The organism is Streptococcus oralis (assembly GCF_003943395.1).
GTDB lineage: Bacteria > Bacillota > Bacilli > Lactobacillales > Streptococcaceae > Streptococcus > Streptococcus oralis_BF.
The window spans coordinates 215,752-230,785 of record NZ_RJPJ01000001.1 but is presented as its reverse complement, the minus strand read 5'-3'; the positions used below and the strand labels follow the sequence as shown (position 1 = coordinate 230,785).

The 15,034-nt window shown below is 36.4% G+C and carries 14 protein-coding genes; all 14 read left to right on the top strand.

Going from position 1 to position 15,034, the window contains the following annotated elements; all coding sequences use genetic code 11:
* The first annotated feature begins 3 nt into the window (after nucleotides 1–3).
* Nucleotides 4–978, top strand: coding sequence for a nucleoid-associated protein (locus D8802_RS01135; protein WP_185758172.1), 975 nt, complete (start codon nucleotides 4–6; stop codon nucleotides 976–978).
* Complete coding sequence (locus D8802_RS01130) at nucleotides 978–1,580, top strand: lysozyme family protein (protein ID WP_125394481.1); 603 nt, start codon at nucleotides 978–980, stop codon at nucleotides 1,578–1,580. The genes D8802_RS01135 and D8802_RS01130 overlap by 1 nt, the downstream gene beginning before the upstream one ends.
* 86 nt (nucleotides 1,581–1,666) lie before the next feature.
* On the top strand, nucleotides 1,667–2,641 hold the full coding sequence (locus D8802_RS01125) for a DUF1002 domain-containing protein (protein ID WP_125394480.1): 975 nt from the start codon (nucleotides 1,667–1,669) through the stop codon (nucleotides 2,639–2,641).
* 74 nt (nucleotides 2,642–2,715) lie between these two features.
* Nucleotides 2,716–4,086: a 23S rRNA (uracil(1939)-C(5))-methyltransferase RlmD gene (gene rlmD, locus D8802_RS01120; protein WP_125394479.1), complete on the top strand. Its 1,371-nt coding sequence runs from the start codon at nucleotides 2,716–2,718 to the stop codon at nucleotides 4,084–4,086.
* A gap of 214 nt (nucleotides 4,087–4,300) precedes the next feature.
* Nucleotides 4,301–4,729, top strand: a complete 429-nt coding sequence (gene aac(6'), locus D8802_RS01115) for an aminoglycoside 6'-N-acetyltransferase (protein ID WP_125394478.1) — start codon at nucleotides 4,301–4,303, stop codon at nucleotides 4,727–4,729.
* Nucleotides 4,730–4,786: 57 nt separating this feature from the next.
* Nucleotides 4,787–5,395: a Type 1 glutamine amidotransferase-like domain-containing protein gene (locus D8802_RS01110; protein WP_125394477.1), complete on the top strand. Its 609-nt coding sequence runs from the start codon at nucleotides 4,787–4,789 to the stop codon at nucleotides 5,393–5,395.
* A 489-nt stretch (nucleotides 5,396–5,884) separates the two neighbouring features.
* Complete coding sequence (locus tag D8802_RS01105; RefSeq protein ID WP_185758171.1) at nucleotides 5,885–7,393, top strand: phytoene desaturase family protein; 1,509 nt, start codon at nucleotides 5,885–5,887, stop codon at nucleotides 7,391–7,393.
* Complete coding sequence (locus D8802_RS01100) at nucleotides 7,390–8,346, top strand: phytoene/squalene synthase family protein (RefSeq protein WP_125394476.1); 957 nt, start codon at nucleotides 7,390–7,392, stop codon at nucleotides 8,344–8,346. Before D8802_RS01105 ends, D8802_RS01100 begins: the two co-directional genes overlap by 4 nt.
* A gap of 133 nt (nucleotides 8,347–8,479) precedes the next feature.
* Nucleotides 8,480–9,361 carry a diacylglycerol/lipid kinase family protein gene (locus D8802_RS01095; protein ID WP_125394475.1) on the top strand — a complete coding sequence of 294 codons (882 nt, stop codon included), beginning with the start codon at nucleotides 8,480–8,482 and terminating at the stop codon, nucleotides 9,359–9,361.
* 63 nt (nucleotides 9,362–9,424) lie between these two features.
* Nucleotides 9,425–9,916 (top strand): phosphoribosylanthranilate isomerase, encoded by a 492-nt coding sequence (locus D8802_RS01090; RefSeq protein ID WP_125394474.1) that lies wholly within the window; start codon nucleotides 9,425–9,427, stop codon nucleotides 9,914–9,916.
* A 177-nt stretch (nucleotides 9,917–10,093) separates the two neighbouring features.
* Nucleotides 10,094–11,833: a glycoside hydrolase family 13 protein gene (locus tag D8802_RS01085; RefSeq protein ID WP_125394473.1), complete on the top strand. Its 1,740-nt coding sequence runs from the start codon at nucleotides 10,094–10,096 to the stop codon at nucleotides 11,831–11,833.
* A gap of 156 nt (nucleotides 11,834–11,989) precedes the next feature.
* Nucleotides 11,990–12,865, top strand: coding sequence for a DUF4300 family protein (locus tag D8802_RS01080; RefSeq protein ID WP_125394472.1), 876 nt, complete (start codon nucleotides 11,990–11,992; stop codon nucleotides 12,863–12,865).
* A 20-nt stretch (nucleotides 12,866–12,885) separates the two neighbouring features.
* Nucleotides 12,886–13,101, top strand: a complete 216-nt coding sequence (locus tag D8802_RS01075) for a hypothetical protein (RefSeq protein ID WP_125394471.1) — start codon at nucleotides 12,886–12,888, stop codon at nucleotides 13,099–13,101.
* Between the two features lie 92 nt (nucleotides 13,102–13,193).
* Nucleotides 13,194–14,987: a KAP family P-loop NTPase fold protein gene (locus D8802_RS01070; RefSeq protein WP_125394470.1), complete on the top strand. Its 1,794-nt coding sequence runs from the start codon at nucleotides 13,194–13,196 to the stop codon at nucleotides 14,985–14,987.
* Nucleotides 14,988–15,034: the final 47 nt, after the last annotated feature.

Here is a 15,034-nt window from a genome sequence, read left to right as displayed (position 1 = left end):
TTTATGGACATTTATATTAAGAAAGCTATTATCCATCAGTTCAGCCCAGATGATACTGAGCTGTTTCTAGCGGATAAATTTCTCAATATCACTCCAAAAATCGAAGAATACCTGCGCAAAAAAATTGAACGCGTGTATTCAGATGAAGCCAAGACTGGGATTTTCGAAGAAGAAAATCCCTTCTTCAATCACATCACAGATGATTTGTTGGAGACATCAGTAACACTGGCTAATCTCTGGAAAGAGGAGTTTAGCATTTCTGAAAATCTCAAGACCAATGACTTGGTTTTTGTTCAGTTTTCTAAAGAAGGCGTTGAACATTTCGCTTTCTTGCGAATTGCTCTACGTGAGACCTTGACTCACCTTGGTGGAGAAGTTGATAACCCAATCAAGCTGACTCAGAATAACCTTCCTGGATTTGGAACGGGAGCTGACGAGGCCTTGGTGGTTAATCTACAGAGTCGCAAGTACCACCTCATCGAAAAACGTATCAAGTACAATGGGACTTTCTTGAATTATTTTTCAGATAATCTCTTAAGCGTTGCACCTAAGATTTCACCAAAGAAATCCATCAAGGAACTGGAAAAAACGGCTCAGAGAATTGCTGAAACTTTTAACACAGATGATTTTCAATTTCAATCTAAGGTCAAATCAGCGATTTTTAACAATCTGGAAGAAAACAATGAACTGTCACCTGAAAAATTGGCTAATGACCTTTTTGACAACAATCTGACAGCTCGTTTGAGCTTTATCGACCTAGTCAAGGAAGCCGTACCAGAACCAGTCCAGTTCGATGAAATTGATGCTAGTCGCCAATTAAAGAAATTTGAAAATCAAAAACTTTCCTTGTCAAATGGAATTGAACTCATCGTTCCAAATAATGTTTACCAAGACGCAGAATCGGTCGAGTTTATCCAAAATGACAATGGAACTTATTCTATTTTAATCAAAAATATCGAGGATATTCAAAGTAAATAATGTTTAAATTACTACGAAGAGTGCTAGTGCTAGCAGTCTTCCTTTTCGCTGTCTATAAAGTCTATCATATCTATCAAGATGTGAAGCAAGTCATGACCTACCAACCCATGGTTCGAGAAATCCTCAGTGAAAGAGATACTCCAGCCAATGAAGAGCTTGTGCTCGCCATGATTTATACCGAAACGAAAGGAAAAGAAGGCGATGTCATGCAGTCTAGCGAGTCTGCTAGCGGTACTACAAATACTATCAATGACAATGTGACGAGCATTCGTCAGGGAATTCAGACATTGACTGATAATCTCTATCTAGCTCAGGAAAAGGGCGTTGATGTCTGGACAGCCGTACAAGCCTATAATTTTGGCCCCGCTTATATCGATTTTATCGCTCAAAATGGTAAGGAAAACACTCTCGCCTTGGCTAAACAATATTCTCGTGAAACGGTCGCTCCTATCCTTGGCAATACTACTGGGAAAACCTACACCTATATCAACCCGATTTCTATCTTCCACGGAGCTGAACTCTATGTAAATGGTGGAAACTATTACTATTCTAGACAGGTACAATTCAACCTTTATATCATGAAATTCTTTAATTTCTTCTAAACATCTGGTTTTGCCAGGTGTTTTTCACTATAAGTTTTCTTTAAGATTGTTTTATTACCCTAGAAAGGCAAAGGAGGGAATATCCCATGAGAAAGAAATTCTTTCTAACAAGTGCTGCAGTATTGTGGGCCGCAACAGCTATGACGAGTGTCCACGCAGCAACAGATGTTCAAAAAGTAATCGATGAAACCTATGTACAACCTGAATATGTTCTAGGTTCTTCTCTAACGGAAGACCAGAAAAATCAAACTCTTAGCAAACTTGGCTATGATGCATCAAAAGACACCAAAGATATCAAAACTATGACACCAGATATCTACTCGAAAATTATGAATGTGGCTAATGATGCTAGCCTACAGCTCTATTCATCAGCCAAGATTCAAAAGCTGGGTGATAAGTCGCCTCTAGAAGTCAAGATTGAAACGCCTGAAAATATCACCAAGGTGACGCAGGATATGTACCGCAACGCAGCAGTGACGCTGGGAGTGGAGCATGCCAAAATCACAGTTGCAGCTCCTATTCCAGTTACAGGAGAGAGCGCCCTAGCAGGTATTTACTACTCGTTAGAAGCCAATGGTGCCAAAGTGCCGCAAGCCAATAAAGACTTGGCTCAAGAGGAACTAAAAGCCTTATCCGATATCAATGCTGAAAACAAGGACAAGTCAGGTTACGATGCCAATAAACTCAATGTCGCCTTGGCAGATATCAAGACAGGAATCGCAAAAGCAAAAGAAGCCAAAGGCAATCTGACAGAAGAAGATGTCCGCAAAATTGTTGAAGACACACTAAAAAACTACAAACTCGATCAGGTTATAACAGGAAACCAGGTCAATATCATCATCAATTTTGCACTCAACCTCTCAAAGAGTGACATTTTGAACAATGCTGATTTCACTAAAACCCTAAATGACCTCAAGGAAAGCATTGTTTCCCAAGCTGGAGATAGCTTTAAAAATATCAACCTCAACTTTGATGCCAATAAAGCGCTAGAAGACGGGGGCAACTTCCTGAGCTCCCTTTGGCAAGCCATTGTCAACTTCTTCAAGAGTTTTGGTGCTTAGGTCATTTCATGATATAATAGATGGTAACAGAAATGTTGCCGTCTTTTTTTGTCGGCCGATAGAAAGTGAAAAATATGCTAAAGAAAAATGATATTGTAGAAGTTGAAATTATTGATTTGACCCATGAAGGTGCAGGGGTTGCTAAGGTAGATGGTTTGGTTTTCTTTGTAGAAAATGCTCTACCAACTGAGAAAATTCTCATGCGAGTCCTTAAGGTCAATAAAAAGATTGGCTATGGGAAAGTTGAAGAATACCTTACATATTCTCCACATCGTAACCAAGACCTTGACCTAGCTTATCTGCGTTCAGGTATCGCTGATTTGGGGCATCTTGCCTATCCAGAGCAGCTTAAGTTCAAAACCAAGCAAGTCAAAGACACTCTCTACAAGATTGCTGGCATTAGAGATGTAGAGGTTACTGAAACACTTGGTATGGAGAATCCTGTCAAGTATCGAAATAAGGCACAGGTGCCCGTTCGTCGAGTGAATGGTATCTTGGAAACTGGCTTTTTCCGTAAGAATTCGCATGACCTTATGCCCCTTGAAGATTTCTTTATCCAAGATCCTGTCATTGACCAAGTCGTAGTAGCTCTACGAGATTTGCTTCGTCGTTTTGATTTGAGACCTTATGACGAAAAGGAGCAGTCTGGCTTGATTCGAAATCTTGTGGTGCGTCGCGGGCACTATTCAAGACAAATCATGGTTATCTTAGTGACAACTCGACCAAAAATTTTCCGAGTTGAACAGTTGATTGAACAATTAATCAAGCGTTTCCCAGAGATTGTCTCTGTCATGCAAAATATCAACGACCAGAATACCAATGCGATTTTTGGCAAGGAATGGCGCACTCTTTATGGTCAAGATTACATTACCGACCAAATGTTGGGGAATGACTTCCAAATCGCTGGACCAGCCTTTTACCAGGTCAATACTGAAATGGCAGAGAAACTTTATCAAACGGCCATTAACTTTGCAGATTTAAAAGAAGATGATGTGGTTATTGATGCCTATTCAGGGATTGGAACGATTGGATTGTCCGTTGCCAAGCATGTCAAAGAAGTCTACGGTGTTGAAGTGATTCCAGAAGCGGTAGAAAATAGCCAGAAAAATGCTTCTTTGAACAATATTACTAATGCTCACTATGTTTGTGATACAGCTGAAAATGCCATGAAGAATTGGCTCATGGAAGGTATTCAACCAACTGCCATTCTTGTTGACCCACCACGCAAGGGCTTGACCGAAAGCTTTATCAAAGCAAGCGCCCAAACAGGAGCAGACCGCATCGCTTATATTTCATGTAATGTCGCAACCATGGCGCGTGATATCAAGCTCTACCAAGAATTGGGTTATGAATTGAAGAAAGTCCAGCCGGTGGATCTTTTTACTCAAACGCACCATGTTGAGGCGGTATCACTGCTTGTACGAGCTGAGACATCAGCGAATTAGAAGTAGATGCTCCGCCCATGGGATAGGACTCTTAGAATGAGGCAGGAAACCGACGAAATGATACGGTAAGTCCGAACCGCTGAGTGTGTAGCTCTGTTCGTCCGATCTGAGACAGTCGAAAAGTAGAAGGGGATGGTATTGGTATCAATCAATGAGTAACAAAGTAACAGCATGATTCGAAACATTTGCTTGTAATTTGCGGAGGAACATCAATATGGATGGAATAACAAAAGATTCTATAAAAACGGCTAAACTAATAAAACAATTATGGCCCCAATTGACCGATAAAGAAGCTTTTGATGAAGTAAAAAAATATACGAATGGCAAAAATACTGCAATCTTTACTGAAGTTGAAGGTGACACAATTGTAGGTCTAGCACTATGTTCACTCAGATTTGATTATGTTGAAGGTTGTAAATATAGTCCTGTTGGATTCTTAGAAGGGATTATTGTCGACGAGAAATATCGTTTAAAGGATATTGCTAAAAATCTCTGTACAAAATGTGAGGAATGGGCGAAAAATAAAGGATGTAAGGAATTTGCAAGTGACTGTACTTTAACGAATACGGATTCTATAAGATTTCATCTCAATATTGGATTTCAGGAGGCAAATAGAATTATTCATTTTAAGAAGAAATTATAATTTAGAAACGTGAATAAACTTGTTTAAATTTTATGTCTCTTTAGAAAGTGTGTTAACTTGAAAGAACAAATTTTTTTGATGGGTGGGAATCCCCCAATAACGAAATATAGCATTGTTGATAAAATTGTATTATCAAGCAAGATTGAAAGAATTGTTATTTTTACAGTTTTTCGAGATAATTGGCAACCCTATATGAAAAAGTACACGGAAGTTTTCCAAAGTCAATTTCCTAATCTAAACACTGATCACTTACTCTTGGACACTGAGCAGATTGATTTTGATAGCTATCTAGATGCTGATCTAATTATCATCGGTGGTGGAAATACTGAAAAGTATATATCAACTTATGTAAATCAGGAGTTCAAAAATTATATTGATCATATGCTGAATAAAGGTGCGATAGTTATGGGATTTTCTGCAGGAGCCCTACTATTAGGAGAAAAAGTCTATATTTCACCTAATGATAATCCAGAACATCAGATAAAGATAAAAAATGGTTTGGAACTTTTTAATCAGTTTTTAATTAGTGTCCATTCTGATTCATGGAATGATAAAGATAATAGGGATAGTGCTCAAGAACTTGTTAACGCTCCTATAATCCCACTAAATGATCATTCATGTCTTGTATTGGATAAATTTGGAAATATCATAGAAAAAATTGACTAGTTTTAAAATATAAACAGAGATCTATGAAACTATTACGTTACTAGTGAAAGCTTTATTTAAATCTGAAGAAGTGTTGTAAAGTTAATCGAAGAGTTATGGGTGGAGTTTATTAGTTAGGCTTTAAATGGTATAATGAGAGTTGTAGATTTAAAACTCTTTTAGTTTGCATAAATGCTGAGATATTATAGAAACAGATTGATATCAAAAAGATGGCATAAGGTATCTGTAGAAAGGAGAGATAAGAATTATAGAGGAAAGAAAACAGAAAACATAATAATATTAAAAAAATTATAGATAACCCAATTCACAAATATTTATAGTAATGCATATTTAGTTTAGTGCATAAAAAATTGCGAAAAAGTAAAATTAAATCTAGAAAAGTTTTACTTTATTTCTACTACAACTCATTGTCCCCGAAGGGGGAGACACGAGCCAATGATTCTTGTAGTTGTTTCTTAAGTGGATAAAAACCACTGTGAAAGGATAATTATGAAAAGAGTATTGGTTATAGGTGCTGGTATTGCGGGACTTTCTGCAGCAATTCGTCTTCAAAATGCCGGTTATCAAGTTGAAATTTATGAGAAAAATGCTATGCCGGGTGGGAAAATGCATCGATTGGAATTTGATGGTCATTCTTTTGATGTGGGACCAACCTTGGTGATGATGCCGTCAATTTATCGGGAAATTTTTGAAATTGCGGGGCGTAATCCAGACGATTATATTCCTATGGTTAAATTGAACCCGATGTATGATGTATATTTCAATTCGTCTCCTTTAAGATCCTATTCCATTTCGAATGATTTACAAGAATTGCATAAGATTTTTGAAAGTAAAGGTTCTGAAAATTCGATGGGATTATATGATTATCTTAGTTCGATTTATAAGCGCTATCAGATTGCTTTGGAGCATTTTATTACAAAACCTTTCCGACATAAACGTGATTTTTATAATCCCAAGGTTCTTTGGAATGCATTAAAATTGAAAACTTTTGACAGTGCGGACCAAATGATGTCAAAATTTATACCAGACAAAGACTTCCAACAGATGCTCAGCTTCCAAACCTTATATATTGGGGTTTCTCCGAAAAAAGGACCTTCATTATACAATATCATTCCCATGATTGAGTTACTTTACGGAGTTTGGTTTATAAAGGGAGGAATGTTTACGATGGCTAGTCAGATGGCTAAGCTTTTTGAAGAACTTGGGGGCAAGATTCATTATGAGATGCCTGTTGAAGAAATTATTACTAAAAATAATAAGGTGAAAGGTATTTCAGTTTCAGGGCAAGAAATTTTGGCAGATGCTGTGATTTGTAATGCAGATTTCCCTTATGCGATGAAGAATCTGATTAAAAATGATTCTGATAAAGGAAAGTATCATTCCGCTAAGATTGATTCAATGGATTATTCTTGTTCTTGTCTTGTGTTTTATTGGGGAGTTGAAGGTGTCTATCCTGACCTTGCTGCCCATACGTTTGTGGTCGCAGATGATTTAGATTCAAATTTGACAAGTATTTTTGACGGAAGTAAGATTAAAGAGCCGTCTGTATATCTTCACATTCCTTCAAACGTTGATGCTACAATGGCTCCTGAGGGTAAATCTTCTTTTTATCTACTGATCCCAGTCTCCGATGTGGAGGCATCGCAGTATGAATGGGATGATGAGACTGTAAATTATTATAGGGAGCATGCGATTTCAACATTGGAGAAGTTGCCTTCGTTGCAAAACTTGAGAGATAACATTTCTTCCGAACGCTATTTTACACCTCGTGATTTTATGAATTCTTTCAATGCCTATAGAGGTGCGACTTTTGGGCTACAACCTACTTTAACGCAAAGCAATCATCTGAGACCTCAGGCAAAAAGTCTTTCTTGTGAAGGGCTGTATTTTGCCGGCAGTAGCACACACCCGGGAGCTGGTGTACCGATTGTCATGCAGAGTGGAAAAATATGTGCAGAGGAGCTTCGTCGCGATTTGGAAGGAGCTGATTTCTCATGAATTTAGACTTATCATACCAAGCTGCTGAAGAGGTAATGCGAAAAAATGCATCAAGTTTTTATGCAGCTTTTAAGAAGATTGAGCATGCAAAATTTTTAGATATAGCAGCTATCTATGCTTTCTGTAGGTATGCTGATGATTTGGCCGATACAGAATCGCAGAGCGAGGCGAGACGGCTTCAACTTTTAAACCTATTAGAAGAAGACGTGAAGTCTTTGTACATGGGTAGTAATCAAAGTGATAATTATAAAAAATATGCCTGGTGGTTTGCGTTTGAAAATGCTGTTCGACTACGCAAAATCTCCCTTGACGCATTACTTGAACAGATAGATGGTCAGAAAAGTGATTTTAATTTTGAGGAGATTGGGGACAAGAGCGACTTAATACTTTATTGTAAAAAAGTTGCTGGCACTGTGGGGCTTATGCTAGCACCTATGCTTAAAGGTGAGAAAGCTGATGAGCGTTATGAGTCAATTTGTGAAGACTTGGGGATTGCGATGCAGATTACAAACATTCTAAGAGATGTCGGTGAGGATTTAAGAAACAGAAACAGAATTTATCTACCAAAATCTTTAATGAAAAAATATGGTGTTACAAAAGAAGAATTGGAAAATCTATCCGTCGTACCAAATTCTTTTAACAAAGGGTATTCATTTTTTAAATCTACTCTTGAGGTAAGTGATAAAATAGTTTGTCTGTGGGAAGAGATAGCTCTACTCTCAGATTATTACTATGATAAATTTTATAGTCATTTATATATGTTTGACTCAGATGCACTATTTCCGGTTACTGCTGCTGCTGTATTCTATCAATCAATTTTGGATGAAGTAAGAAAAAATCATTACGATTGTTTCACACAGAGATCTTACACCAGCGCTAAGAGAAAAAGTGAATTGCTCAAAATCGTTCTTAGAAGAGTTGAGAATGTAAAGAATAATATCAAAAAATATTGATAAAAAAGAAAGATGAACTGAAAATTATGTAACTATTTTATTGATAGGAGTGCCTGTTGTGTCTATTTTGTTATGGAGGTGTTCCCATTCAACAGATAATAAATATTTAATTAAATTTTGAGGATTAAAATCAATGAAAAAAGCAATGGTAATTATCAACCCTACCTCTGGTGGGGAAAAGGCCTTGGATTATAAGGTCAAGCTGGAGAATAAGGCCAAGGATTATTTTGAGCATGTGGAAACCAAAATTACTGAAAAAGCGCTAGATGCGACACATTTTGCTGAGGAAGCGTCTCGTGAGCAGTACGATGCAGTGCTTGTTTTCGGTGGAGACGGGACTGTCAATGAAGTCATTTCTGGTATTGCTGAGAGAGACTACATTCCTAAGTTAGGGATTATCCCAGGTGGTACGGGCAACCTCATTACGAAACTGTTGGAAATCAATCAAGACATCGATGGCGCGATTGATGAACTCGATTTTAACTTAACCAATAAGATTGATATTGGTAAAGCAAATGACAACTATTTTGGTTATATTTTTAGTATCGGTTCTCTTCCAGAAGCGATTCACAATGTGGAGATCGAGGACAAGACAAAATTCGGTATTTTAGCCTATGCTGTAAATACCATGAAGTCTGTGATGACGGATCAGGTCTTTAACATTAAGGTTGAGACAGAAAATGGAAATTATGATGGTGAAGCGAGTCATGTTTTGGTTCTCTTGACAAATTACTTCGCTGACAAGAAAATCTTTGAAGAAAACAAGGACGGCTATGCTAATATTTTGATTCTAAAAGATGCTTCAATATTCTCTAAATTATCCGTCATTCCTGATTTACTAAAAGGAGATGTTGTCGGCAATGATAATATTGAGTATATCAGAGCACGTAATATTAAAATCTCTTCAGATAGTGAATTGGAGTCAGATGTTGACGGTGATAAATCGGATAACCTACCTGTAGAAATCAAAGTCCTAGCTCAGCGAGTAGAAGTATTTTCAAAACCGAAAGAGTAGAAGGTAAAAATTACTTTATTATTCACAACGAAATTAAGTTCTATATCAACGATTGGAGGAGGAATGAATTCTCTATTTGATGAATTTCGAACAATTTGTTCACATTTAAACCAAGTCGGAATCACACCGACACTGATGGGTTCTTTGGGATTTGAATACCGTTCAAATGAAGAATGGGAGCCATCTGACATTGACATTCATGTCCCTGGTGATCCTAGAGGCTGGGAAGCGCCTGATCATCTCAGGATTTATGACTGGGACAAGATAATGAAAGTGATGAACCACTTAGGCTACACTTTAATAGATCTTCATGAGCATGAATTCCAAAAAGATGGCGTGAGTGTTGAATATGGAAGTATCGATTCTTTACCTGATTTTGCGGATATATCGGAATCTGATATTGAGCTGATTCATCTCGATGACATCACTTTTCGTGTTCCAAATCTAGAACAGTATTTAAGTATTTACAAGGCTTCTTCCCAAGATTCTTATCGAAATAACCACAACAATAATAAGGATTTTAAAAAGATAGAGTGGCTGGAAAGACATTTGTAAATCATCAATCAGAAAGTAGTAGGTATTAAGACTTACTACTTTTTTTATTCTCAAAATCAAACCGCTCGGAACTACGAACAAGCCTTGCAAATAAAATACGAAAGTAGTATACTAGAATCACAATTATGAAAACGTTTGCGTTGTAAAGAGATTCAAAGTAAACTAGGAGACAGAACAATGGAATTAACAGCCATTTACCACAGACCAGAGTCGGAGTATGCTTATCTTTATAAAGACAAGACAATGCACATTCGTATCCGGACTAAGAAAGATGATATTGAAAGCATCCATTTGCATTATGGAGATACTTTTATCTTTTTAGAGGACCATTATGAAGCAAGCAAGGCGATGATCAAAGTAACTTCTGATGCCTTGTTTGATTACTGGCAAGTGGAAGTTACGGTTGGCTATGCACGACTCCAGTATCTCTTTGAACTCAAGGATAAGCAAGGTCAGGAGGTCTTATATGGCGATAAGGGATGTGTTGAAAATACGCTAGAAAACCTTCATTATGAAGGAAATGGATTTAAAATTCCGTATATCCATGAGATTGATGCTTGCCACGTTCCTGACTGGGTAGCAAATACAGTTTGGTATCAGATTTTCCCAGAACGCTTTGCTAATGGGAACCCTGAGATTTCACCTGAAGGTTCACTAGCTTGGGATTCCTCTATCAAACCAAAGACGAGCGATTTCTTTGGAGGTGATTTACAAGGTGTTATTGACCATCTGGATTACTTGCAAGATTTGGGGATTACAGGACTTTATCTCTGTCCGATTTTTGAATCCCCAAGCAATCACAAGTACAATACGACGGATTATTTCAAAATTGACCGTCATTTTGGAGACAATGATACCTTCCGTCAACTGGTGGACCAAGCTCATCAGAGAGGCATGAAGATCATGCTGGACGCTGTTTTTAACCATATCGGTGACAAATCTCCACAATGGCAGGATATCCTTAAACACGGTGAAGAGTCAGTATATAAAGACTGGTTCCATGTCCATGAGTTCCCAGTGACCAAGGATAAGCTTGGTAATCCAAGAAAGCTTCCTTATCATACCTTTGCCTTTGCTAGTTATATGCCCAAGTTAAATACGGCCAATCCTCAAGTCAAAGACTATCTCTTAAAAGTTGCGACCTACTGGATTGAAGAGTTTGATATTGATGCTTGGCGCTTGGATGTGGCTAATGAAGTGGACCACCAATTTTGGAGAGATTTCCGGAAGGCTGTCTTAGCTAAAAAGCCTGATCTTTATATTCTTGGAGAAGTCTGGCATACTTCACAGCCTTGGCTAAATGGCGATGAATTTCACGCAGTCATGAACTATCCTCTCTCTGACAGTATCAAGGATTATTTCTTGCGTGGGGTTAAGAAGACCAGTCAATTTATCGATGAAATCAATAGTCAGTCTATGTACTATAGACAGCAGATTTCGGAAGTGATGTTCAATCTCTTGGATTCGCACGATACGGAGCGCATATTGACAACAGCTAAAGGAGATGTCCAACTTGTTAAATCTGCCCTCGCCTGCCTCTTTTTACAAAGGGGGACACCGTGTTTCTACTATGGAACGGAGTTGGAGTTAGATGGAGGTACAGATCCAGATTGTCGTCGTGCCATGCCTTGGGAACGTGTTTCCGATAGCAATGAGATGTTGAGTTTTATGAAGAAATTGATTCAACTTCGCAAGAGTGTCTCAGATATAATCCAGCACGGGACCTATAGACTGAAAGAAATCAAGCCGGATGTGGTATCTCTGGCATGGGATTATGATGGACAAAAAATCCAAGCTATTTTTAACCAATCAACTGAAAACTATCTTGTAGACCGTGATTCTGTAGCGTTAGCCAGTCATTGCCAAGAATTGGAACAGCAACTGGTGATTTTGCCTAGAGGTTTCGTCATTCAATAAAAAATAGGATTAAAAAGGCTGTAATGAATGGGTGATTCGTGCAGTCTTTTTTTGACTTATGTAGTATAATATAGCTAAGTCCCAGATTACTCCATAAGTGATTAGTGAATGGTGTTTACAAAGAAATGGAGACTTGTAGTCTAGAAGGAGAGTTGCATGAAACGAACGAGAAAAGTAGTAGCCTTGGGACTGTGTTTACCCTTATTACTTGGATTGGCTGCTTGCCACCAAAATAATACGAGGACTGAAGCTACAAATCAAACACAGACCAGTTCAGATAAAGTTCCTTGGACGGCTTCATATTCCAATCTAAACGGTCAAGTCAGTACCGAAGAGGTCAAATCTATCATATCAGCTCACTTGGATCCAAATAGTGTTGAGGCATTTTTCAATCTTGTCACAGACTATAATGCGACAGTCGGCTCTACTGGCTTAAGTGGTGATTTTGCCTCCTTTACAAAAACAGAATACGACGTAGAGAAAATCAGCAATCTCTGGAATCAAAAAAAGGGTGACTTTGTTGGGACCAACTGCCGTATTAATAGCTATGCGCTCTTAAAAAATTCAGTTACGATCCCAAAACTTGAAAAGAATGATCAGCTGCTTTTTGTGGATAACGATGCTATCGATAAGGGAAAAGTATTTGATACGAAAGAAAAGGAAGAGTTTGACATTCTATTTTCTAGAGTTGAGACGGAAGCAACGACGGATGTAAAAGTTCACGTGCAGAAGATGGAGAAATTCTTCTCACAGTTTCAATTCAATGGTAAAGCTCGAATGTTGTCTGTTGTGTTGCATGATAATTTGGATGGAGAGTTTCTTTTTGTTGGACACGTAGGTGTTTTAGTGCCAGCTGATGATGGTTTCTTATTTGTAGAGAAACTGACTTTTGAAGAGCCCTATCAAGCTATTAAGTTTGCGAGCAAGGAAGATTGTTACAAATATCTATCGACTAAGTATGCAGATTATACAGGTGATGGACTGGCCAAGCCTTTCATTATGGATAATGAAAAGTGGGTTGAAGGTTATTAAGAAAGGCAAGGTAGAATCGGATGGAAACAGTGATGGCACTTTTAGTTGTTATTCTTATCGGATTCTGGGCTGTAAACATTCTCAAGCCTCGTAAGTCAAATAAAAAAGAACGATTTTTAGGCTATATGCAGCGCTATGATATAGATGGTGAGGGTTATCAGTCAGAAGTCTGGGAGGTGATTGAAGATGAGAATAGAATCTTTTGTGACATATCTACAACAACAATTGCTTTTTAAAACCGTAATATTAAATGCCACTAACATAATATAAATTGAGTGTCATTCTTAATTTAGTATACTCTAGATGAAACATTTTGAAAGGAAATTATATGTACAATTCATTTTCTGATATTCCAACTGTAAAAGACGAATTTATGATTGACAAATACATTCTTGGGTTATCAAATTTTATTACTGGTTGCGAGACTCCTTTAACATTAGCTATTCAAGGCGATTGGGGAACCGGAAAAACCAGCATTATGTATCAAGTTGAGGAAAAGCTTAAAGAAAAATCGTCAAGTAATTCAACAAGAAAAATTAAAACAATATTTTTTAATACTTGGCAATATTCACAATTTGATATGGATAAGAATTTAGCAGTCACATTAATCACAGATTTAATTGATGAATTAGAAGTAACTGATGTAAATAAAAGAGAGAACTTTAAAAAATCTTTGGCAGTTATTACAAAAAGTATAGAATATTTTAAACTAGATTTTGGTCTCTTAAATATTGAAAAAATTAATAATCAACTTCTAAAACTAATAAGCAATGAAGAAAAAGCTAATAATTTAAAAAATCTGAAACAAAATCTACAAGATATCATTGATGACTTCGTTAAAGAAAATAATTATGAAAAGATAGTAATTTTCATTGATGACCTTGACAGATTGGTTCCAAAAAAAGCGATTGAATTCCTAGAAATTTTAAAACTTTTCTTAGATTGCAGAAATTGTGTCTTTGTTTTAGCTATTGATTATAATGTTGTTTTAAGAGGAACAAAAAGTAAGTATGGTGATGATTTGGACAACGAAAAAGGAAAAGCTTTTTTTGAGAAAATAATTCAAGTGCCTTTTACTGTACCTGTTGCAAATTATCATATGGAGAACTTTGTTAAAGTCTCTTTGAAAAAAATTAATTTTTATTTTAATGATGACGTTACACAGAATGTAACTCAATTAATTAGAGACTCAATCGGAAATAATCCTCGCAGTGTTAACAGATTATTCAATTCTGTTAGCCTTTTAATGCATATTATAAATTCAAATAATGAGTTAGAAAATGATGACAAATTACTAATCATAGCTACAGTATGTTTTCAATTACGATTTGATGAAGCTTATGACTATTTATTGACTTCATATAACAATAGTCCAGAAGATTCTGAAGAAACCAAATATTTTCTCATTGATTTACTTGAAAATTCATTTGAAATACCTGACGATGCTGATTATAATTCTCTTGTGTCTCGCTATGGTATCTTTAGTTTCAAAAATCAAAAAGAGTTAGAATCTTTCAGAAAATTTTTTAATACTTTAAAATTATTGCTTAAATATAATGTTGATAAATTAGAAGTTGAAGAGTTCGAAAATTTGATGAAAAGAATGAGCTTTTCAAATACAATTTCAACCGGAAACTTCGATATAGATATAAATAAAACCTCAACTCAAAATCATTCACCGAATGAAGATGTTCAATTCGTTATTCGCAAATTATTTAATACACTGGTTAATACAAATCATTTCGACCTGTCGAAACCAGAGTATTTTGGAAAAGAGAAGAAGGAAGAACGCGAAAAGCCAATTTCATTAGATTTTATAAAGATAGCTAATGAATATAATATAGTTCGATTAACACAAGGAAAAGGACATGGATTAAATATTTACTCTCAAAATAATAAATCGAACTCAATTTATATATCAGGTGATACTTATGGAAATATAAATAATGATGGTATACAAATCTATGTTAATAAGAAACTAGTAGGAAAGATTAATAGAAACACCTATAAACATTTTAAAGCTAAAACGTTACGACAGAATCTCCAAAAATATGACGAATTTGAAAAAACTTTTTTAAGTGATTTTTCAAGTCTCTTAGAGGATGCAAAAAAATATTTTTAACTTTTTTAGTGCTTTTTGATTTCACTAGTTGACTAAGCAATGCAATC